Origin of the sequence: Wenjunlia vitaminophila DSM 41686 (assembly GCF_000380165.1) — a bacterium.
In the GTDB taxonomy this organism is placed as follows: Bacteria; Actinomycetota; Actinomycetes; order Streptomycetales; family Streptomycetaceae; genus Wenjunlia; species Wenjunlia vitaminophila.
On record NZ_KB904702.1, the window covers coordinates 187,685 to 209,799 of the forward strand.

7 protein-coding genes are annotated in these 22,115 nt (G+C 72.3%); 2 read left to right on the forward strand and 5 right to left on the reverse strand.

Annotated features, from left to right (window positions below; genetic code table 11):
* Nucleotides 1-4: 4 nt before the first annotated feature.
* The 4 genes from A3IG_RS0122980 to A3IG_RS0122995 form a co-directional block, all read right to left on the reverse strand.
* Nucleotides 5-3,352, reverse strand: a complete 3,348-nt coding sequence (locus A3IG_RS0122980; RefSeq protein WP_018385946.1) for a non-ribosomal peptide synthetase — start codon at nucleotides 3,350-3,352, stop codon at nucleotides 5-7.
* A gap of 1 nt (nucleotide 3,353) precedes the next feature.
* Entirely contained in the window at nucleotides 3,354-6,767 is a 3,414-nt protein-coding gene (locus tag A3IG_RS0122985) for a type I polyketide synthase (protein WP_018385947.1), read from the reverse strand.
* Nucleotides 6,764-15,445 carry a type I polyketide synthase gene (locus A3IG_RS0122990; protein ID WP_018385948.1) on the reverse strand — a complete coding sequence of 2,894 codons (8,682 nt, stop codon included), beginning with the start codon at nucleotides 15,443-15,445 and terminating at the stop codon, nucleotides 6,764-6,766. Before A3IG_RS0122990 ends, A3IG_RS0122985 begins: the two co-directional genes overlap by 4 nt.
* Nucleotides 15,446-15,880: 435 nt before the next feature.
* Nucleotides 15,881-17,419, reverse strand: a complete 1,539-nt coding sequence (locus A3IG_RS0122995) for a tryptophan halogenase family protein (protein ID WP_026220575.1) — start codon at nucleotides 17,417-17,419, stop codon at nucleotides 15,881-15,883.
* A gap of 682 nt (nucleotides 17,420-18,101) precedes the next feature.
* Here A3IG_RS0122995 and ccrA point away from each other — a divergent pair.
* Nucleotides 18,102-19,448 (forward strand): crotonyl-CoA carboxylase/reductase, encoded by a 1,347-nt coding sequence (gene ccrA, locus A3IG_RS0123000; RefSeq protein ID WP_018385950.1) that lies wholly within the window; start codon nucleotides 18,102-18,104, stop codon nucleotides 19,446-19,448.
* 35 nt (nucleotides 19,449-19,483) lie between these two features.
* Here ccrA and A3IG_RS0123005 read toward each other — a convergent pair whose 3' ends face one another.
* Nucleotides 19,484-19,696 carry an MbtH family protein gene (locus tag A3IG_RS0123005; protein ID WP_018385951.1) on the reverse strand — a complete coding sequence of 71 codons (213 nt, stop codon included), beginning with the start codon at nucleotides 19,694-19,696 and terminating at the stop codon, nucleotides 19,484-19,486.
* Nucleotides 19,697-20,674: 978 nt separating this feature from the next.
* On the opposite strand from A3IG_RS0123005, the gene A3IG_RS30940 reads away from it, so the two are divergent.
* Nucleotides 20,675-21,787: a ParB/RepB/Spo0J family partition protein gene (locus tag A3IG_RS30940; protein ID WP_236719139.1), complete on the forward strand. Its 1,113-nt coding sequence runs from the start codon at nucleotides 20,675-20,677 to the stop codon at nucleotides 21,785-21,787.
* The last annotated feature ends 328 nt before the right edge of the window (nucleotides 21,788-22,115 follow it).

Consider the following 22,115-nt stretch of genomic DNA (forward strand, 5'->3'; position numbering starts at 1 on the left):
GTGATCACCTCTTTCCGCGGGAGAGCGCCCGACGGTCGGCCGCCTGTTGACGCCGGTTCCGGGACTGACGACGGTTCTCGGCGCGTTCCCGCGCCCCGTTGGACGGGCCGGCCGGGGAGTCCTCCGACCGGTTCAGGTAGGTGGCCAGCGAGCCGACCGTGGGGTGCTGGAACAGCTCGACCATGGACAGCTCGTGGCCCAGACCGGCCGCGAGGCGGGCCCGGAACTCGGCCATCAGCAGCGAGTGGCCACCCAGGTCGAAGAAGTTGTCCCGGGCGCCCACCCGTTCCACCCCGAGCAGGTCCCGCCAGAGCTCGGCGAGCGCGTGTTCCAGGCCGTCGCTGGGCGCCACGAACCTGGTGCGCTCCGAGCGGACCACCTGCGGCTCCGGCAGGGCCTTGCGGTCGACCTTGCCGCTCGAGGTGAGCGGGAACCCGGGCAGGACCGTGAACGAGGACGGCACCATGTACTCCGGCAGCCACTGCCGCAGGTGCGCCGTCAGCTCGGCGGAACCGGGGGCCCCGGCCCCCTCGGGGGTCAGGTAGGCGGCGAGCCGGACGTCACCGGGGGAGTGCTCCCTGGCGACCACCACCGCCTCCCGCACCCGGTCGTGCCGGGCCAGCGCCGCCTCGATCTCGCCGAGTTCCACGCGGAAACCGCGCAGCTTCACCTGGTGGTCGAGGCGGCCGAGGAACTCCACCGCGCCGTCGTCGCGGAACCGGGCGAGGTCCCCGGTCCGGTACAGGCGGGCCCCGGTGCCGGGGGCGAACGGGTCCTCGACGAACCGTTCGGCGGTGAGCTCGGGCCGGTTGAGGTAGCCCCGGGCGAGGTTCCGCCCCCCGATGTGCAGTTCGCCGGGCACGCCGACGGGGACCGGCCGCAGCAGCCGGTCCAGGACGTGCACGCGGGTGTTGGCGATGGGGAACCCGATGGGCACCGGGCGCTGGTCGCCGTCGTCGCGGCAGGCCCAGGCGGTGACGTCGATGGCGGCCTCGGTCGGGCCGTACAGGTTGTGCAGCTCGGCCCGGGAACGGGCGAGGAAGCGGTCCTGGAGGGTCCGCGGCAGCTCCTCGCCGCTGCAGAACACCCGCCGCAGGCTGGTGCAGTCCTCCACCTGCTCCTGGAGGAAGACCTGGAGCATCGAGGGCACGAAGTGGACCGTGGTCACGTCCTCCGCCTGGATCGTCCCGGCCAGGTAGCCGCCGTCCCGGTGTCCGTGCGGGCGGGCGACGACCAGCGTGGCGCCGACCATCAGCGGCAGGAAGAACTCCCACACCGACACGTCGAACGAGAACGGCGTCTTCTGCAGCACCCGGTCGGTGGCGTCCACGTGGTAGGCGTCCCGCATCCACAGCAGGCGGTTGCGGATCGCGGCGTGCACGTTCATCACGCCCTTGGGCCGGCCGGTGGAGCCGGACGTGTAGATGACGTACGCCAGGTCCTCCCCGTCCACCGGCACCCGCAGGTCGTCGGGGGACTCGGCGGCGAGCTCCCCGGCCAGGTCGTCCACGTCGAGCACGGCCACCGGCGGTGCGTCGGGGGCGGCGGTCGGCGCGGGCAGTCGGCGCAGGAGGTCGTGCCGGGTCAGCAGCACCGCCGCGTCGGCGTCGCGCAGCATGAACTCCAGCCGGTCGGCGGGCAGGTCCGGGTCGAGCGGCACGTACGCCCCGCCGGCCTTGAGCACCGCCAGCAGGCCCACCACCAGCTCGAAGGAGCGCTCGAGGGCCACCCCGACCAGCACGTCACGGCCCACCCCGCGGCGCCGCAGCAGCCGGGCCAGCCGGTTCGCCCGCTGGTTCAGCTCGGCGTAGGTCAGGGCCCGGCCCTCGAACCTGACCGCCTCGGCGTCCGGGGTCCTCGCCGCCCACTCCTCGAAGCACTCGTGCAGCCAGCCCTCGTCCGGCCACTCCCTGTCGGTGGCGTTGAAGTCCGTCAGGACGCGGCGCCGCTCGGCCCCGTCCAGCAGCTCCAGTTCGTCCACCGGGGTCTCAGGACCGGCCGTCACCTGTTCCACCAGGCGGCGGAAGTGGCCGGCCAGGCGTTCCACGGTGGTCTGCTCGAAGAGGTCCCGGTCGTACTCAAACCAGCCGCTGAGCCCGCCGCCGGAGTCGAACGCCTGGAGCTCCAGGTCGAACCTGGAGCCCTCGCTGCGCACGGGCATCCGCCGCAGCTCGGCCCCGCCCATCGCGAAGGTCGGGACCGGCTCGCGCCCGTAGGAGAAGCTCACCTGGTAGACCGGGGGCCGGCTGAGGTCCCGCTCGGTGTTCAGGTCCGCCACGACCAGCTCGAACGGCACCTCCTGGTGGGCGTAGGCGCCGAGGCAGGAGTCCCGGACCCGTTCCAGGACCTCCACGAAGCGGGGGTTGCCGCCCAGGTCCACCCGGATCGGCAGGGTGTTGACGAAGTACCCGATGACCGCTTCGAGTTCGGCACGGTCCCGGACGGCGGTGGGCACGCCCACCACCACGTCGTCCTGGTCGCTGTAGCGGTGCAGCAGCACCTGGAAGACCGCGAGCAGCGCCATGTAGGTGGTGGCGCCGTGCCGGTGGGCCAACGCCCCCAGGTCACGCATCAACGCCTCGGGCAGCTCCACCGGGACCGAACCGCCGTTGAACCCCTGGACGGCCGGCCGGGGCCGGTCGGTGGGCAGCGCGAGCACGGCCGGCGCACCCGCCAGGTGGTCCCGCCAGTACTCCAGGTCCGCCGCCCAGCCGCCCTGGTCGAGGCGCTGCTGCTGCCAGGCGGCGAAGTCCCCGTACTGGATGTCCAGGTCGGGCAGCGGGGAGGGCTGGCCGGCCGAGAACGCCTCGTACAGCTCCGACAGTTCGGTCAGGAACACGCCCATGGACCACCGGTCGGAGATCAAGTGGTGCATCGACACCGTGAGCACCGACGTGTCGTCCCCGGTGACCAGCAGCTTGACCCGCAGCAACGGCCCGGCGACCAGGTCGAGGGGCTCGGCGAGCTCCTCGGCGAGCCGCTGCCGCAGTGCCTCGTCGCCCGCCCCCCGCAGGTCGATCTCCGGCACGTCCACGGTCAGCCGCCCGGCGACGATCTGCGTGGGCGTGCCGTCGCGGAGCTGGAACGTGGTCCGCAGCGCCTCGTGCCGCCGCACCACCTCGTTGACGGCGGCGCGCAGCACCCCGGTGTCCAGCCGTCCCCGCACCTCGACCGCGCCGGGCACGAGGTACGCGGGGTTGTTCGGCCTGAGCTGCTCGAGGAACCACATGCCCCGTTGCAGCACGGAGAGCGGGAAGGCGTTCTCGGTACGGCCCCGCTCCGCCAGGAGCCGTTCGAACAACGCCCGTTTCTCCGGTGGGAGAGCGGCCAGGCGTGCGTCAAGGTCGGACATGCTAACCCTCTCGGTCCGTCAGGGGACGCGCCTGCTCCTTCGAACGGTGGGTGTCGGGCTGGTCGGCGCCGGTCCCCCCGGCGTCGTCCGGCAGCTCGCCGATCTCCGCGAGCAGTTCGGCCGCGATGTCCTCGACGCGCTGCACCCGCCGGATGGCGGTGGACCCGTCGGCGTCCCCGGGGCGGCCCTGCGCGGCGCCCTGACCGGGGTCCCCGGCGTCGGCGGGCGCTCCCTGCGCGGCGCCGGCCGCCTCGCCGCCCTCGAGCCGCTCGACGATCCGTTCGGCGACGCTGTGGATGGTGGCGTTCCCCAGGAAGTCGGCGATGGGCACGGTCAGGCCGAGCTGGCTGCGCAGTTCGTTCCTGAGCTCCACGGCCATCAGGGAGTCCAGGCCCAGGCCGGTGAGCGGCTCGTGCTGGTCCACCGAGGTGGACGCCGAGCCGAGCACCGCCCGCACGCTCAGCACGAACTGCGCGGCCAGCGTGGGTCGCCGGTCCGCCGCCGGCAGCGCCAGCAGCGCCTCGGCCGTGGGGATGGTGCTGGTCCTGCCCTTGCCCCGGGCGGAGCGGCCCCGGCGCCGCCCGGCGCGCTCGCCGTCCGCGGGCGGTCCCGCGGCGTCCTCCGCGACCTGCTCGGTGTCGGCCGCCGCGGCCCCCGGGCCGCCGGTGAAGTGCCGGGGCGCCCGCCAGCAGCGGGTGGGGTCGAACGGGTAGGTGGGCAACGGCACCCTGGAACGGGTGTAGTCGCGGTCGAAGCCGGCCCAGTCCAGGTCGAGCCCCCGGGCGTACAGCTCGGAGACCGTGGACAGCAGCACCTCCCAGTCGTCGTGCTTGGGGCGCAGGCTGGGCAGCAGCAGGTCGTCGTGGTCCGGCGGCAGCGCGTCGCTGACCAGGCCGGAAAGGGTGGGCGCGGGACCGACCTCGAGGAACGTGCGGTACCCCAGGTCGCGCAGCGTCCGCACGCCCGCGGCGAACAGCACCGGCTGGCGGGTGTGCCGGCACCAGTAGTCGGCGTCGGGGGCCTGGTCCCACGGCCACAGCTCCCCGGTGACGTTGGACACCAGGGGGATGCGCGGCGCGGAGAACCTGATCTGCCCGGCGGCCCGGCGCAGCGGGTCGAGGACCGGTTCCATCAGCGGGGAGTGGCCCGGCGAGGCGATGTGCAGCGTCTTCGCCAGGACGCCGCGGGCGGTGAAGGTCTCGCAGACCGCCTCCACCAGGTGGCGCTCGCCAGAGACGGTGGTGTTGGCAGGACCGTTGACCGCCGCGATGGAGATCAGGCCCTCCTGGCCGGCGATCTCCGCGGCCACCTCGGCCTCCGGCGCGAACACCGCGGCCATCGCACCCGGCTTGGAGAACTCCTGGATGAGCCTGGCCCGGTGCACGGCGAACGTCAGGCCGTCCTCGAGGGACATCGCCCCGGCGACGCACGCCGCGACGCACTCGCCGAAGCTGTGGCCGATGACCGCCGCCGGCTCCACCCCCCAGGACCGCCACAGCTCCGCCATGGCGTACTCCACCGCGAACGTCGCGGGCTGGGCGTAGGCGGTGTCGTTGATCAGTCCGTGGTCGGGGTCCCGCGGGTCCTTCGGGTACAGCACCGACAGCAACGGCCGGTCCAGCAGGGGTTCCAGGACCTCCGCGCACCGGTCCACGGCCGCCCGGAACGTCGGCTGGGTGCGGTACAGCCCCCCGGCCATGCCGACGCGCTGCGCGCCCTGGCCGGTGAACAGGAACACCACCTCTGAGTTGGTGGCCTCGCCCTGGGCCAGGCCGTCGCAGTCCTCGCCCCGCACGAAGTCGGCGAGCCGCGACGCGACCTCCTGCCGGGTCGCCCCCACCGCCGCGACCCGGTGCCGGAAGTGCGACCGGCCGGTGTTGGCGGAGAAGCAGACGTCGGCCAGGGAGTCGTCACCCGCGGTCAGCCGGTCCTGGTAGCGCCGGGCGAGTTTGAGCAGCGCCGTCTCGCTCTTCGCGGAGAGGGCCAGCACCGAGCGGGGGCGGCGCTCGTCGGGGACGGGCGCGGACCGCTGCGGCGCCTCCTGGAGGATCAGGTGCGCGTTGGTGCCGCTGAGGCCGAAGCTGCTCACCCCCGCGGTGCGCGGCGCCTCGCCCCTGGGCCACGCGGCCTGCTCGGTGGGCACCCGGAAGGTGGTGCCCTCGAAGGAGATGTTCGCGTTCAGCCGCTCGAAGTGCAGGTTGGGCGGGATGGCCTCCCGTTCGAGGCACAGCACGACCTTGATCAGACCGGCGATCCCGGCCGCCGCCTCCAGGTGGCCGATGTTGGTCTTCACCGCGCCCAGGTAGACGGGCCCACCCTCTTCCCTGCCGTAGACGTCGGCCAGCGCCTCCACCTCGATGGGGTCGCCGAGCCGGGTGCCGGTGCCGTGCGCCTCGATGTACGAGACCTGGTGCGCCTCCACCCCGCTGGCCCGCAGGGCGCCGCGGAACACGTCGCGCTGGGCGGCGCCGTTGGGGGCGGTGATCCCGGCGCTGCGCCCGTCCTGGTTGACGGCGCCGCCGCGCAGCACCGCCAGCACCCGGTCCCCGTCCCTGACCGCGTCGGACAGCCGCTTGAGCACCACGACACCGCAGCCCTCGCCGCGCACGTAGCCGTCGGCGGCGTCGGAGAACGTCTTGGCGCGCCCCTGCCGCGACACGGAGCCGAACTGCGACATGGAGATCAGCAGCAGCGGCGAGAGCACCACGTTGACCCCGCCGCCCAGCGCCAGGTCGCACTCCCCGGCCCGCAGGCTCTGGCACGCCTGGTGGACCGCCACCAGGGAGGACGAACAGGCGGTGTCCACCGACAGGTTGGGCCCCCGCAGGTCCAGCAGGTAGGCGATGCGGGCGGGGATGAAGCTGAGGGCGGAGCCGGAGCTGGTGTAGGCGGACACGTCGGCCGGGTCGTTGCCCTGCGCCATCACGTAGTCGAGGCTGCACGCGCCCATGAACACGCCGGTGCGGCTGCCGGCCAGTCCGGCGGGGGACAGTCCGGCGTTCTCCAGCGCCTCCCACGACACCTCCAGGGCGAGGCGCTGGTGCGGGTCCATGGCCAGGGCCTCGCGCTTGGATATCCCGAAGAAGTCGTGGTCGAACCGGTCGATCCGGTCGAGGAAGCCGCCCGCCCTGGTGTTGATCTTCCCGGGTCGGCCGGGCTCCTCGTCGTAGTAGGCGTCGTTGTCCCACCGGTCCGCGGGTATCTCGCCGACCGCGTCGGTGCCGTCGGTGAGCAGGCGCCAGTAGCTGTCGCCGTCCACCACCCCGCCGGGGAAGCGGCAGCCGAGGCCGACGACGGCGATGGGCTCGGTCCTGGCGCGCTCGTACTCCTCGACCTTGCGCTGCAAGCGCTCCATCGTCAGGTACGCCTGCTTCAGCGTGGCTGCCGATGCCAGCGCCTGTTCCGGTGACGTCATCGCTCGGCCCCTTCGTCGATCTGCTTCGTCTTGGCCAGCAGCAGCGCCTCGAGTTCGCTCGCGGACATCGCGTCGAGGTCCGGCGGCTCCACCTGGTCCGGGGCCGGCGGGCGCGGCGCGTGCGGGACCGGGTCGGCGGGCCGCGGGTCGGCGGCGGTGTCGTGGGGCTGCCCGTCGGCCGTCCGGTCGGCCTCGAGGGGAATCCCCATGCGCTCGGCGAGGAACGGCACCAGCAACTCGATCGTGGGGAACCGCCAGGTGATGGTGGAGGGCAGCTCCACCTGGAGCGTGGCCTCGAGCGACTTGCGCAGTTCCAGGGAGAGCAGCGAGTCGAAGCCCAGGCTGGACATCGGCGCCGTCGGATCGACCCGCGACACGTCCAGGCCGATCACCCGCGCCGCCTGCGCCCGGGTGTGCTCCACCAGGACCGCCCTACGGCGGCGGCCCGGCTCCACCGCGAGCATCTTCCTGCGCACCTCGCCCTGCGGCCCGCGGTCGTCCCGGCGCGGACCCGCCCCGGCGTCCACCAGGGTGCCGAGCAGTCCGCGCGGCGGGCCGCCCGCCTCGTCACGCAGCTTCTCCCGGTCCAGCGGAAGCACGCAGACCTGCGTCGCCCCGCCGCGCAGCAGCCGGTCGAGGGTGGCGATGCCCTCCCGCGGGTCGATGCTCAGCACGCCGCGGGCCGACAGCGCGCCGCCGCGGTCGGGCCGCGCGGCGAGACCGATCTCGGACCAGGGTCCCCAGTCGATGCTCAGCGCGGGCAGTCCCCTGGCACGACGGTGGTGCGCCAGCGCGTCGAGGAAGGCGTTGGCCGCTGCGTAGTTGCCCTGGCTCGCCGAGCCGAGCACCGCGGCGGCCGAGGAGTACAGGACGAAGAAGTCCAGGTCCCGGTCGAGGGTGGCCAGGTGGAGCTGCCAGGCGCCGGCGACCTTGGGTTCCGCGACCGAACGGAACCTCGCCGCGTCGAGCCCGCCGAGCAGCCCGTCGTCGAGGATGCCGGCGGCGTGCACCACACCGGCCAGCGGCGGCATCGAGCCGTCGATCCGTGACAGCACCGACCGCACGCCCTCCGCCCGCGACACGTCGGCGCTGACCACCGCGATCTCCGCCCGGTCCCGCAGGTCCGCGACGGCCCGTTCCGCGTCGGCCGACGGTCCGGAGCGTCCCACCAGCACCAGGTGGCGGGCGCCCTGCTCGACCAGGTGGCGGGCGGTCTCCAGGCCCAGGGCCCCGAGCCCGCCGGTGACCAGGTAGGTCGCCCCCGGCCGGACCGGGGACCGGTCGGGGGCGACCGAGACCTCCTGGTGTTCGCCGGGCCGCAGCACCAGCTTCCCGGTGTGCCGCGCCATGGCCATCCGGGTGAACGCGGCGGTGGCCTCGTCGTACGGGTAGCTCGTCACCGGCAGGGCCTCGAACTCCCCGCGCTCGAAGCCCTCCACGACGTCCTGGAACAGCTCGGCGACCAGGTCGGGCCGCTGGTGGATCTGCCGGTCCAGGTCAACGGCGAGGAACGAGCGGTTCTCCTTGAAGTACCCCAGGCCGATCGGGCTGTCCCCGTAGATGTCCCGCTTGCCGAGCTCCACGAACCGGCCGCCGGGGGCGAGCAGCAGCAGGCTGCGCCGCAGCGCCTCGCCGACGGTCGAGTTGAGCACCACGTCCACGCCCCGGCCGGCGGTGAGTTCCCTGACCTCGTCGGCGAACGCCAGCGTCCGGGAGTCCAGCACGTGTTCCACGCCGAGGCCGCGCAGCAGCTCCCGCTTCTCCTCGGTGCCGGCCGTGGCGAACACCCGGGCGCCGTTCCGCCGGGCGACCTGGAGCGCGGCCAGGCCGACGCCGCCGGTCGCGGAGTGGATGAGCACCGTGTCGCCCTTGCGCAGCCGCCCCAGGTGCTCCAGGCCGTACACGGCGGTCAGGAACGCGATGGGGAGGGCGGCGGCCTGCTCGTCGCTCAGGTCGGCGGGGCGCGGCGCCACCAGGTCGGCGGCGACGGTGACGAACGCCGACATCCCGGAGGGGGCCGCCGCCATCACCGGGTCACCCACCCGGTACCGGTCCACGCCCGCGCCGACGGCGCTCACCCGGCCGGCGCACTCCGCGCCGAGCGGGACGGGGCCGGACGGCGCTCCCGGGTAGGCGCCCATCGCCTTCAGCACGTCGCTGAAGTTGACACCGGCGGCGCCGACCTCGATCTGCACCTCCCCCGGTCCCGGCGGGTTCCGTTCGAAGAGCGTGGCCGTGAGGCTGTCCAGGCTTCCCGGCCGGGTGGCCAGGACCCGGTGGTTGCCGTCCCGCTCCGGGTCGAAGGTCCATCGCCGCCGGACCGGCGCGGCCTCGGCCGGCTCCGGCGGGAGCGGCCGGAGCGCCGGGACGAGGCGACGGCCGTCCCGCAGCGCCACCTGGTCGTCGTCGCCTGGCCTGGTCAGCTCCGCCAGCAGCGCCGCGGCCTCCCCGGCGGGGCGGCCCGGGTCCAGGTCGACGATCGTCGGCCGCAGTTCACCGTGCTCGAGCGTGACCACCCGGGCCAGGCCCCACAGCGACGACTGGCCCACCGACGGGGTCTCCCCCGCGTCCACCACCTGGGCGCCCCGGGTGAGCAGCACCAGGCGGGGCGCCGCGCCGTCGGTGTCCCGCGCGAGCTCCTGCACCAGCCGCAGCACCGGCAGGCAGGCGCGGTCCTGCGCGGTCCACCACGCGTCCGGCCCGTCGTCCTCGGTCAGCCCGGCGTCCAGGGCCCAGCCGTGCACCACGCCCTCCGGGAACGTGCCGGACGAGCGCAGGTCGGCGAGGAGCTCCGCGAGGTCCTCGCCGCGCGCGGGGTCGATCTCGTACCGCGACGGGTCCAGCTTGCGGTAACCGGCGCCCGGGGTGACGGTGACCGCGTCACCCGCCCGGTCCCGGACGGCGGAGGCCAGGTCGGCGCAGACCCCGTCGCTGCCGGCGAAGACCAGCCACCGGCCCGGTTCCCCGGGCGCGGACGCCTCCCCGGACGCCTCCTCGGACGCCTCCCGCCATTCGACGTCGAGCAGCGTCCGGGAGATCGGGTCCGTGGCGCCCGCGCCGTCGAGGCGCCGCAGGGCGATCCCGTCGACCTCGCCGACCGCGGAGCCGGACTCGTCGTACAGCACCACCCTGGCGCCGGTGATCTCCTCGGCGTCGGGGTCGGTGCCGGAGCCGACCACGGCGTGTGCCCAGCGCGGCGCCAGGCGCCCGCTGTTCAGCGCGAAACGACCGGTCCTGACGGGCAGCCAGGTCGCGTCGGACCAGGCGTCGTCGGTGGCCAGCGCCGCCGCGAGCACCTGCAGGGCGCTGTCGAGAACCGCGGGGTGGACCAGGTACGCGCCCCGGTCGGTGGTCAGTTCCGTCCGGTCACGGAGCCGGGCCAGGGCCTCACCCGATCCCCGCCAGAGCTGTTCGACGCCCTGGAACGCGGGCCCGTAGCCCAGCCCCGCGCCGTCCAGCGCGGCGTAGTGCTCGGCGGCCTCCACGGCGTCGCGGCAGCGTTCCCGGACCTCGTCCAGGGGGTCGCCCGCCGGCTCGGCGTCACCGGCGTCGGGCCCGGCGCCGCGGTAGGTGCCGTGCGCGGCCTCGGTCCACTCGTCGTCCTGGCCGGCCCTGCTGTACAGCCGGAACGCGCCGGTGTCCGCGGCGCCGGGGACGAGCACCAGTTGCAGCGTCGGCTCGTCGGCCGTCTCGGGCACCGCGGTCATCCGGGTGAGGTGGACGTCCTCGACGACCGTCCCCGGAACGTCGAGGACCTCGCGGGTCGCGGCGAGCGCCGCGTCGAGCACCAGGCTCGCCGGGAGCACCGGGGTGCCGCCGACCTGGTGGTCACGCAGGTACCCGAAGCCGTCGAGGCCCGCGGGGACCGACCAGTGGTGGGCCCCGGGCTCCACCGCGGACCGCAGGAACGTGTGCAGCACCGGGTGGCCGTGGTGCGCCGGGCGCCGCGTCGCGGAGTCCTCCCCGAACCAGCAGCGCTCCCGCTGCCACGGGTAGGACGGCAGGGCGGTCATGGGCACCACCGGGCCGTGCACGCGGGCCCACTCGACCGGGAAGCCGGCGCTGTACAGACGGCCGAGTTCGCCGAGGAGTGAGCGGCGGCCCGACTCGTCGCGGCGCAGCGAGGACACCACGACGCCCACGAACCCCGTGGTGTCCGGCTCGTCCCGGTCCGCCCCCTGGCTCCCGGCCTCGTCGCCGGCCTGCCGGCTCAGCCGCTCGGTGACGGCGTCCACGAGCATCGGGTGCGGGGAGAGCTCGACGAACACGTCGTGGCCCGAGGCGGCGAGCCCCGCCACCACGTGGTCGAACCGCACCGGCTGGCTCAGGTTCCGCGCCCAGTACTCCGCGTCGAGCCGGTCGCCCTCGATGACCTCCCCGGTGACGGTGGAGACCATCGGGACGGTCCCGACGCGCGGGGCGAGGCCGTTGAGCAGCCGCCACAGCTCGTCGGCGACCGGCTCCATCAGCGGGCAGTGCGAGGCGAACTCCACCGACTCCAGGACCCGGCAGTACACGCCCTCGGCCTCGAGCGCCGCGGCCAGCGCCCGCAGCGACGCGTCCTCCCCGGACAGCACCGTGGAGCCCGGGCTGTTGCTCGCCGCCACCCACACCTGGCCGGGTCGGCGCTCGGCGAGGATCTCCCTGGCGCGTTCCTCGGTGACGCCCACCACCGCCATCCGGCCCTTGCCGGTCGCCGCGTGCAGGGCCCGCCCCCGGTGCAGGGCCACCACCAGGGCGTCGCTCAACGACAGCGCCCCGGAGACGTAGGCGGCGGCGATCTCGCCGACGCTGTGGCCGACCACCGCCCCGGGTTCGACGCCCCAGGAGCGCCACAGCGCGGCGAGGGCCACCTGGACGGCGCACAGGGCGGGTTGGCCGACGGCGGTGTCCAGCAGGCGGGACTCCGCCTGGTCCGCCGTCAGTTGCTCGAGCAGCGACCAGTCCACGTGCTGGCGCAGCAGGGCGTCGCACCGCTCCAGGACCCCCCGGAACACCGGCTCGGTGTCCAGCAGGTCGTTGGCGAGCGGCCACCACCTGGGGCCCTGCCCGGAGAAGACGAACACCGGGCGGGGGCGCCAGCCGACGCGGCGCACCCCCGAGGAGAGCCCCGCCGCCTCCTCGCCGCGGCCGAAGGCGTCCAGGGCGTCGCGCAGTTCGGCCAGGGAGTCGCCGACGCAGGCCAGCCGGTGCTCGTGGTGGGTGCGGCGGACCGTGGCGGCGGCGGCGAACACCGCCGGGGTCAGCCCCGGCTCCGGTTCCGCGAGCAGGTCCCGGTACCGGGCGGCGAGCTGCCGCAGGGCCTGTGGGTCCCGTGCGGAGACGGTCAGCGCCACCGCGCCGCCGGGGTCGCCGTCGGGCGCCGCGGGCCTGGGGGGCTCCTCGAGCACCAGGTGGGCGTTGGTTCCGCCGAACCCGAAGGAGCTCACCCCGGCGAGCGCCGGTTCGCTGGTCGGCCAGGGCTGGAGGCGGTCGGCGACGCGCAGCGCGAGCTCGTCGAACGGGATGTGCGGGTTGGGCTTGTCGTAGTGCAGGCTCGGCGGCACGGTGCGGTGCCGCACCATCAGCACGGTCTTGATCAGCCCGCCGATGCCGGCGGCGGCCTCCATGTGCCCGAGGTTGGTCTTCACCGAACCGATCAGGCACGGCTCGGACGGGTCCCGGCCCTCGGCGAGCACCGCCCCGAGCGCCTTGGCCTCGATGGGGTCGCCGAGCACCGTCCCCGAGCCGTGCGCCTCGACGTAGCGCACCTGCTGCGGGCGCACCCCGGCCTTGGCGTAGGCGGCGCGCAGCACCGCCTCCTGGGCCCGCGGGTTGGGCGCCATCATGCCGTTGCTCGCGCCGTCCTGGTTGATCGCGCCGCCCCGGATCACCCCGTAGATCGGGTCCCGGTCCGCCAGCGCCCGGCTCAGCGGCTTGAGGACGACGACGCCGGCCCCCTCGGAGCGCACGTAGCCGTCGGCGCCGGCGTCGAACGACTTGCAGCGCCCGTCGGCGGAGAGCACCCCGGCCTTGCTGAAGTTGATGGCGAACGCCGGGGAGAGCACCAGGTTCACCCCGCCGGCGATGGCCAGGTCGCAGTCGCCCTGGGCCAGGCTGGCGCAGGCCTGCAGGACCGCGACCAGGGACGAGGAGCAGGCCGTGTCCACGGCCATGCTCGGTCCGCGCAGGTCCAGCAGGTACGACAGCCGGTTGGCGGCGATGCTCAAGGCGCTGCCGGTGCCGACGTAGGCGTCGATCCCGTCGAGGTCCTGGAGTTGGCGGGTGCCGTAGTCGAAGGACGAGATCCCGACGAAGACGCCGGTCGGCGAGCCGGCCAGCCGGTCGGCCGGGACACCGGCGTCCTCCAGCGCCTCGTGGGCGACCTCGGCCAGCAGCCGCTGCTGCGGGTCCATGCGGGCCGCCTCCTGCCGCGGGATGCCGAAGAACCCCGGGTCGAAGCGGTCCACGCCGTCAACGAACCCGCCCCAGCGGCTGTTGGTGCGGCCCGGCACCGACGGGTCCTCGTCGGTGAAGTCGGCGATCTTCCAGCGGTCGGCGGGCACCTCGGTCACCGCGTCCCGGCCCTCGCACAGCAGCCGCCAGAAGCTGTCGGGGCCGTCCACCCCGCCGGGGAAGCGGCAGCCGATGCCGACGACGGCGACGGGCTCCGGCTGGCCGGCGACCGGTGCGGCCGGCTCGGCGGCGGGCCCGGCCGACGTCGTCGTTCCCCGGGCCCCGGCGCTCAGGAAGTCGGCCAGCTTCTCCGCGGTCGGGTACTCCCAGACCACGGTCGCCGACAGCGAGCGTCCGAGCAGGCGTTCCAGGTCACCGACCATGGTGACCAGCTCCACCGAGCGCAGCCCGTACCCGGCGAAGGGCAACGCCGGGTCGATCGCCTCCGGCTGGGTGCGGGTCATCGTGGCGAGCGCCTGCCGCAGCCAGCGCTCGATCTCGGCCCGGTCCACCGCGGGCTGCCGCGGGGCGGGGGCCGACGGCACGGGGGCGCTCGCGGGGGCGACCGGCAGCGGGTCCCGGCCCTGGCGCCACACGGCCACGCTGGTGAGGGTGTCGTCCATGAAGGCGTTGAGGCAGGCGGCCCGCTGGAGCTTGCCGCTGGAGGTCTTCGGCACGGTGCCGCGCGGCACCAGGGCCATCCCGTGGACCTCGAGTCCGTGTTCCTCGGCCACCCTGGCCCGGATCGCGGTGAAGATCCGCTGGTGGTCGGCCGGGGTTCCGTGGTCGGAGACCTCCTGGATGACGATCAGCCGTTCCTCGTCGTCGACGTCCCTGGAGCCGGCCACCCCGCACCCGCGGCGCAGGGTGGGATCGACGCTCTCGGCGGTGCGCTCGATGTCCTGCGGGTAGTGGTTCTTCCCCGCGATGATGATCAGGTCCTTGCTCCGGCCGGTGATGTAGAGCTGGGTGCCGTCGGCGAACCCGAGGTCGCCGGTGCGCAGGAAGGGCCCCTCACCGGTGTCGGCGAGGTACGCGTGGAACGTTTCCTCGGTCTCCTGGGGCCGCCGCCAGTAGCCCTTGGTGACGCTCGGCCCCGACACCCACACCTCGCCGACGCGGCCGTCGGGGAGGCGGGTGAGTGTCTGCGGGTCGACGATGGCCACGTACTCGTCGCTGATCGGCGAGCCGCACCCGACGAGTGACCTGGCGTCCTCGCCGGGCTCCGCGTCCACCGCCTCGTCCGCGGCGAGCGCCGACGCCCGCAGCTCCCGCACCACCGGCTCGGTACCCCGCTCCTCCGCGGAGACCAGCAACGTCCCCTCGGCCAGCCCGTACGCCGGCCGGGAGGTGGCGTTCCGGAAGCCGCAGGGGCCGAACTTCTCGGCGAAGCTCTCCAGGGTGACCCGGCGGATCGGTTCGGCGCCGTTGAGCACCGTCTGCCAGGTACTGAGGTCGAGCGTGTCCCGCTCCTCCGCGGAGATCTTCCGGACGCACAGCTCGAACGCGAAGTTGGGCGCGCCGCTGACCGTGGCGCGGTGGTCCGATATCGCCTTGAGCCAGCGGAACGGGCGCTTGAGGAAGGAGAACGGCGACATGAACGTCACCGGGAACGCCGCGTACACCGGGGTCAGCAGCCCGTAGATGAGCCCGAAGTCGTGGAACGGGGGCATCCAGTTGACCATGTGGTGGTCAGGCTCCTCGCGCATGACCTTTCGGTGCATGGCCCACATGTTGTGCAGCAGGTTGTCGTGGCCGACCATCACGCCCTTGGGCCGGCTGGTGGAGCCCGAGGTGTACTGGAGGAAGGCGATGTCCTCCGGGGAGGTGCCGGGGTGGCGCCAGTCACCGGCCGCGCCCAGGTCGACGTCGTCCACGGCCAGCCAGGTGATGTCCCGCAGGGCGGGGGCGCGCTCGGCGAGCTGGTCGGCCATGGCGACCGTGGCGCGCGGCGCCAGGATCACCACCGGCTCGGCGTCCTCGATCACGCCGATCAGCCGGGGCAGGGTGCGGTGCAGGTTGACGGGGTCCGGCGGGTACACCGGCACGGCGAGCACACCCGCGTAGAGGCAGGCGTAGAACGACGCGACGTAGTCGAGACCGACCTGGCACAGGATCAAGGCCCGCGAGCCAGCCGGGAAACGTTCCCTCAGCAGCACCGCTATGGCGCGGGCGCGTAGGTCGAGTTCGGCGTTGGACATGCCGATCGGCTCGCCCTCGCCATCGTCGAGAAACCGGTACAACTGTTTCTCAGGCTGCTCGCCGAATACTGAACGGAAATGATCGACAAGCGTTCCGGATTCGCGGCCCGACATCAGGTCGCCCTCCCCTGCTAGAGGCTAACGAAAGAGTCTTCGCGAGAAGTTCAGCGTTTTCCTTGAAAGCCTCGCCGAGCACTCTGGAAGACGGCACCGAATCCGGTGACCGAATGGATGTGAACGCTTCTCCGTACCGGCGGACGAAACGTCAGGAGATCCGTTCACATTCAAGATTTCCGCACAGCGCGCCCTGCACAGGAGTCAGCATCTACGAGCCGGTAGGCCCCGTCAAGGCTCGACAAGTTCGCGTGGCACCACCCCGCGACGGCTTTCCGCTATTCACCTTGGAGTAATCGCTCACATGGGACGGGACGGGGCGGCTCCGGGGCCCGGCCGGCCGGGCCCCGGGGCGCCGGGCGCTCAGTCGTTGATGCTGGCCAGGTACTCGTAGCAACTGGGCAGGGCGGCCACCAGCTCGTCCGCCTCCGCCTTGAGCCTGGCGAACTCCCGCTTGGCGTTGTCCGGCGCGATGTGCCTGATCGCCGGCCTGGACGTCGGCGGGATGATGCCGAGTCCGAGGTTCATCGCGTTCCACGAGTAGTTCTCGAAGCCGTGGTAGAAGGGGAAGATCGTCTCGTCGTCGAGCAGGTGCGACGACGCCATCTCCAGCCGCTGGAGCAGGGAGTCGGGCGCCTTGCGGGCCTTGGCCTCCTTCCAGTACGGCGTGTCCTCCCGGCGGGCCGCCTTGTAGTGCAGGACCAGGAACTCCCGGACCCCCTCGACCACCCGGTGCATGCGCTCGTTGTAGTCCAGCCGGAGCTGGGGGTCCCAGTTCTCGTCGGGGAAGTGCCGGACCAACTGCTCGATCGCGTACTGGATGAAGAAGATCCCGGTGGACTCCAGCGGCTCGACGAAGGCGTAGGCGAGGCCGATGGCGACGCAGTTGCCTGACCAGCCCTGCTTGTTGCGGCCGATGCGCATCCGGATGTGGTTGGCCTCGGCGTCCTCCGCGCCCGGCCCCACGGCGGCACGCAGCTCGGCCTCCGCCTCGTCGGCGCTGATGTACTCGTCGGAGTAGACGTAGCCGGTGCCGTTGCGACGGAACAGCGGGATCGTCCACATCCATCCCGAACTCATCGCCGTGGCGCTGGTGTACGGGTCCATCTCGGTGGCTTCCTCGCGGGGCACCCGCAGCGCCACCGCCCGGTTGTTCGGCAGCACGTCGGCGAAGGACTCGAACTCCACGCCCAGGGTCTGGTTGATCAGCATGCCGCGGAAGCCCGTGCAGTCGATGAACAGGTCGCCCCTGAGGTCACCGTGGCCGCGGGTCCGCACGTGGTCGATCCAGCCGCGTTCGTCCTGCTCCACCGCGAGCACGTCGTCCACCACGTGCCGCACCCCGCGCTTGACGCCGTACTCGGCCAGGTACTGCGCCACGGCGTCGGCGTCGAAGTGGTAGGCGTACGGGAACTGGTCGCGCTGCTCCTGGAGGGTGGACCTGCCCAGGGAGCCGTCGAGGCCGCTGGCGAACAGCGAGCCGCCCAGCATCCGCGGCGAGCGCTTGGCGTCGCACAGCGCCGTGGTGATGAAGCACTGCCGGTCGAACGGCTGGCTGCGGTCCCCGAGCTCGAGCCACCAGTCAGCGAGGCTGAAGCCGTCCACGACCCGGAGTCGTTCGAACGGGTGGTAGAAGTGCTCGCCCGGCTTGCTCCAGTTCTGGAAACGAATCCCGAGCTTGTACCCGCCGGCGCACTTCGGGAGCCAGTCGGCCTCGTCGAGACCGAGGAAGTCGAAGAAGTGCCGGACGGTACTGAAGGTCGCCTCGCCCACACCGATCCGTGTGACCTGTTCCGACTCCACGAGAGTCACCTGAATTCGGTCCCCGAAAGCCGCTTTCAGGTAGGTCGCGGTCATCCAGCCAGCGGTTCCACCGCCGACGATTACCACAGAACTGATCATGCTGGCCCCTTCCGAGAGTAAGTCACAGCGCATTCGGGACCATCTGGAGCGGCGCGATCACCGATGAACCCGGGCACTTACCGCCCCGGCATGCGAGGCATAACGCGGCACGGGTCGCAGGCACGCCACATGACCCCGCAGCGGCCTTTTCCCGCGGCTGCTGTGGAACCCCCCGTCCGACCGTCAAACAGTTATCAGGGATAGCCCTTTCCCTGCGAACGCACCACCCGTCGATGCCGATCAGCCCCGCCGAGGCACGGCGCGCACCACCGGAAGGGTGTTCAACTGTCCGGCGCGGACAGTTGAACACCGGGGTGGGCTCGGGACCGGTCGGCGTTCGCTGGACGGCCGCGTTCACCCGGTGTCACGATGAGGCGGCCCACTACCTCTGCACCGTGGGCGAAGGCGACGCGGTACGGCCCGCCCGACCGGCGACACCGTGCAGCCCCCACTCGATCCACCGCGCACGCCGCACGTCGGCTGGCCACCGGCCGCCGGCGCGTCGCCGCGCGGCACACGGTGTCCTCGTCCCGGCCGCGACCGGATCGGCCGTCGCCGAGGAGACCGCCGGACACTCGTCGGCATCCACAGCGCGCCCCGACCCGGCGGACCACCGCTCCGCTTCGCCCTGCCACCACACGGCACGGGCGGCCCCAGACAAGGCTGGAAAGGGCCCGATGACATGGACAAGATCCTCGACGCGATCCTTGCGGACGAGCTGAACGCCCTCGGAAGCATCCCCGTCCCCGACTCGTACCGGGGCGTCACGCTGCACGCCGACGAGGTCATGATGTTCGAGGGGCTGTCCGGCAGGGAGAAGGACCCGCGGGCGTCGCTCCACCTCGACGAGGTGCCCACGCCCCAACCCGGCCCCGGTGAGGTGCTGGTCGCGGTGATGGCCAGCGGGATCAACCACAACACCGTCTGGTCCTCGATCTTCGAGCCGCTGCCGACCTTCAGCTTCCTGTCCCGGTACGGCAAGACCTCGCCGCAGGCCGCGCGGCACGACCTGCCCTACCACGTGCTCGGCTCCGACCTGGCCGGCGTGGTGCTGCGCACCGGCGAGGGCGTGGTGCCCTGGCGACCGGGGGACGAGGTCGTCGCGCACTGCCTCTCGGTGGAGCTGCACCACCCGGACGGCCACAGTGACACGATGCTCGACCCGGAACAGCGCATCTGGGGCTTCGAGACCAACTTCGGCGGCCTCGCCGAGCTGGCACTGGTCAAGGCCAACCAGTTGATGCCCAAGCCCGACCACCTCACCTGGGAGGAGGCCGCCGCCTCCGGCCTGGTCAACTCCACCGCGTACCGGCAGCTCGTCACGACCAACGGCGCCAACCTCAAGCAGGGCGACGTCGTCCTGATCTGGGGCGCGTCCGGCGGGCTCGGCTCGTACGCCACCCAGCTCGCCCTGAACGGCGGGGCGGTGCCGGTCTGCGTGGTGTCCAGCCCGGACAAGGTGGAGGCGTGCCGCCGCATGGGGGCGGAGCTGGTCATCGACCGGGCCGCGGAGGGCTACCGCTTCTGGAAGGACGAGCACACCCAGGACCCCCGGGAGTGGAAGCGGTTCGGCTCCCGGATACGGGAGCTGACCGGCGGCCGGGACCCCGACATCGTCTTCGAGCACCCGGGCCGGGAGACCTTCGGGGCCAGCGTCTTCGTCGCGCGGCGCGGCGGCGTCATCGTCAGTTGCGCCTCCACCACCGGCTACGCGCACACCTATGACAACCGCTACCTGTGGATGAGTCTGAAGCGCATCGTGGGAACGCACTTCGCGAACTACCGGGAGGCGTGGGAGGCCAACCGCCTGATCGAGATGGGGCGGATCCATCCCACGCTCTCCGAGGTGCGTCCGCTGGAGGAGACCGGCCAGGCGGTGTACGACGTGCACCACAACCGGCACCAGGGCAAGGTCGGCGTGCTGTGTCTCGCTCCACGGGAGGGCCTGGGGGTGCGGAACACCGAGCTGCGCGCCAGGCACGAGGCGTCGATCAACCGGTTCCGCACCGGTCCCCGCAGCGTGGTGTGACCGACATCGAGCACCCGGCCGGGGTTCCGGCCGGGTCAGCCCTCCCCCGCGGAGGCGATCAGCGTCGCGGGGCGCATGTCGCGCCAGGAACCCTCCACGAACTCCAGGCAGTCCTGGCGGCCGGTCGGTCCGTGGGTCACCTCCCACCCCGCCGGCACCTGCGCGGAGGCGGGCCACAGCGAGTGCTGCCCCTCCGCGTTGACGAGCACGAGATAGTCGGCGTTCGGGTCCGAGAAGGGGTCGGCCATCTGATGAACTCCTCTCACTCCGGGGAAACCGAACGTACTGCGACGAATAGATGTCCGGGAAGCAGTGCTGTCCACTTGTTCCGGTATCTGAACGCTAAGGTGTCAGTGGTCCAGACCGCACATCGGAGCGACGGTCGCGTATCGACGGAGAATGAGTCGAGGAACGTTTAGCTCCTAATCGAACAGGCTTTCAGTGAACGGCAAGAATTAGTCACTTGCCGGTCAGCCACTGCCTGCTTTTCGTCATATGCCGCGAGTCGGCTCGACAGGTTTGTCCGCATCGGTCTTGTTGAGAACTGCCGAAGCACCGGCGAACGCCTCTTCGCTTCTATTGCGCACGACCCTAGATGCCCTGAGGGGTGGCTGATATCGTGCAGCGACGAGGATGCCGGAGGCACGCGCTCTCAGCACCCCGAACGCAAGACCGACAACTTGGGATCTACATCGAAGAGCGGCAACGGCGCCGACGCACCCATCACTCGGCGACATGCCGATTCATGCCGACTTCATACCCGAGGGAGCTGCGAACCATGGACAGTCAATCTGGAAGACACCTTTGTGACCCGCCACCCCTCGTCACCCCTCGTCACCCACGACCGGCCGGCCCACCAACCGTGCCGCCGTTCACCTTGAGCAGTTGTCGGAGCACCACAGTACCGCGAATCCGGCCCGGATCGACAGCATCGCACAACTCGCACACAACCGAACGATTCACAAGCAGTTAGCCAGAGCTTTAACGAGCAGCGGTTGACTTGGTTTGTTCGCTAGTGATTCTGTTCGTTACACAAACAGGATTATGACCAATCGCACATCGGCTCTTCCATGAGCCCCACCCCGCGGGGACATGGAGCGGAGCCGAGAGAACCTGCTGCCCAGATCGCCGGGAACGACCAGGCCGACGACACCCAGTGAAGAGTCACAGAGGAAGGCCCCGTGTCCGATTCACGAGTTGGTGATGAGTCACAGTTCCACCTTGACGTGCAACTCGCAGCTTACCAGACCGAGCTGACCGCCATCAGCTCGTTGTTGCCTTCCGACTCCCCAAGATTAGCAGGAGAGATCGAAGAGCACATCAGAACACTGGCCGAGTCCCAGGCCCCATTGCCGCCCATCGTCGTGCACCGTCCCACGATGCGAATCGTCGACGGAATGCACCGGTTGCACGCAGCCGTACTGCGGGGCGAGACGCACGTCGCCGTGCGATTCGTCGACGGCAGCCCGGACGACGCTTTCGTCCTCGCGGTCAAGCTCAATGCGGAACACGGCATGCCCTTGTCGCGCAAGGACCGGGTCGCCGCGACGCTGCGCATCGTCGGGAGCCACCCGCACTGGTCCGACCGCAGGATCGCCGCGATCACCGGGCTCTCCCCGGGCACCGTGGCGTCCCTGCGCACCAGCGCGTCCGACGACGTCACCGGGCTGGGGCCGCGCACGGGCCGGGACGGTCGGAGCCGCCCGGTGAACGGCGCGGCCGGTCGCATCGCGGCGAGCAGGGTGATAGCCGAGGCCCCGAACGCCTCCCTCCGGGAGATCGCGAGCAGGGCCGGGATCGCCCTCGCCACCGCGCGCGACGTGCGCGAGCGGATGCGTCTCGGCCAGGACCCCGTGCCGCCGAAGCTGCGGCTGGCCGAGAGGAACCGGGGGACGTGTCCGGCGAAGACGCACCAGCCCGCCCGGGTGAGCCAGTCCCTCGACCCCCGACCACCCACCGACTCCGTCACGCCCGTGGACACCTCCGCCCCCCTCGACGCCACGTCGTCGGTGCCGACGCCCTCGCCGGTCATCCCCGAACGCGTGCTGTCGAGCATGCGCAGGGACCCCTCCCTGCGCATGACCCAGATGGGCAGGACCCTCCTGCACCTGCTCGGCGTCCACCTGCTGACACCGGAACAGCGCAAGAGTCTCCTCGACGGAGTCCCGGCACACCGTGCCGCCGACGTCGTGCAGGCCGCCAGGGTCTGCGCGGAACAGTGGCTGCAGTTCGCCAACGATCTGGAACTACGCAACAGGGAGCAACAGCACAGAAATCGAAGACCGCAGCATTTCGCCCCAATCTACGCGAGTAGCTCAACGGAGTACTCACGTCCGTGACAACCGCACCTCGCCCGCGCACCGAACAGTAGGTGAGCGGGCGCACCGTCGGGGAACGACAGCGTGCCCTCTGGCCGCCGCCCAAACCGGGGAGCGGCGGCCAGGAGGCACGACGCCGACCACCCGCGGAACCGTCAGGGGAACGCTGGCCGCTACCTCACCCGAACCCCGCCCCGCGGCCCGACCGGTCACCGGCCGGGCCGCCCTCCCCTCGTCAACGGCTCCTCCCCGTCCGGCTCTGCCCTCAGCGAATCTGCCACGGGCCGACATCCCCGCCGCAGCCCTGGCCGCGCGCCCACAGTGGGAGAACCGCGGTGACAGCCGCCGC

Coding starts and splice junctions, on each gene's coding strand:
- A3IG_RS0122980 (WP_018385946.1), bottom strand. CDS start 3,352: ATGTCCGACCTTGACGCACGCCTGGCCGCTCTCCCACCGGAGAAACGG.
- A3IG_RS0122985 (WP_018385947.1), bottom strand. CDS start 6,767: ATGACGTCACCGGAACAGGCGCTGGCATCGGCAGCCACGCTGAAGCAG.
- A3IG_RS0122995 (WP_026220575.1), bottom strand. CDS start 17,419: ATGATCAGTTCTGTGGTAATCGTCGGCGGTGGAACCGCTGGCTGGATG.
- ccrA (WP_018385950.1), top strand. CDS start 18,102: ATGGACAAGATCCTCGACGCGATCCTTGCGGACGAGCTGAACGCCCTC.
- A3IG_RS0123005 (WP_018385951.1), bottom strand. CDS start 19,696: ATGGCCGACCCCTTCTCGGACCCGAACGCCGACTATCTCGTGCTCGTC.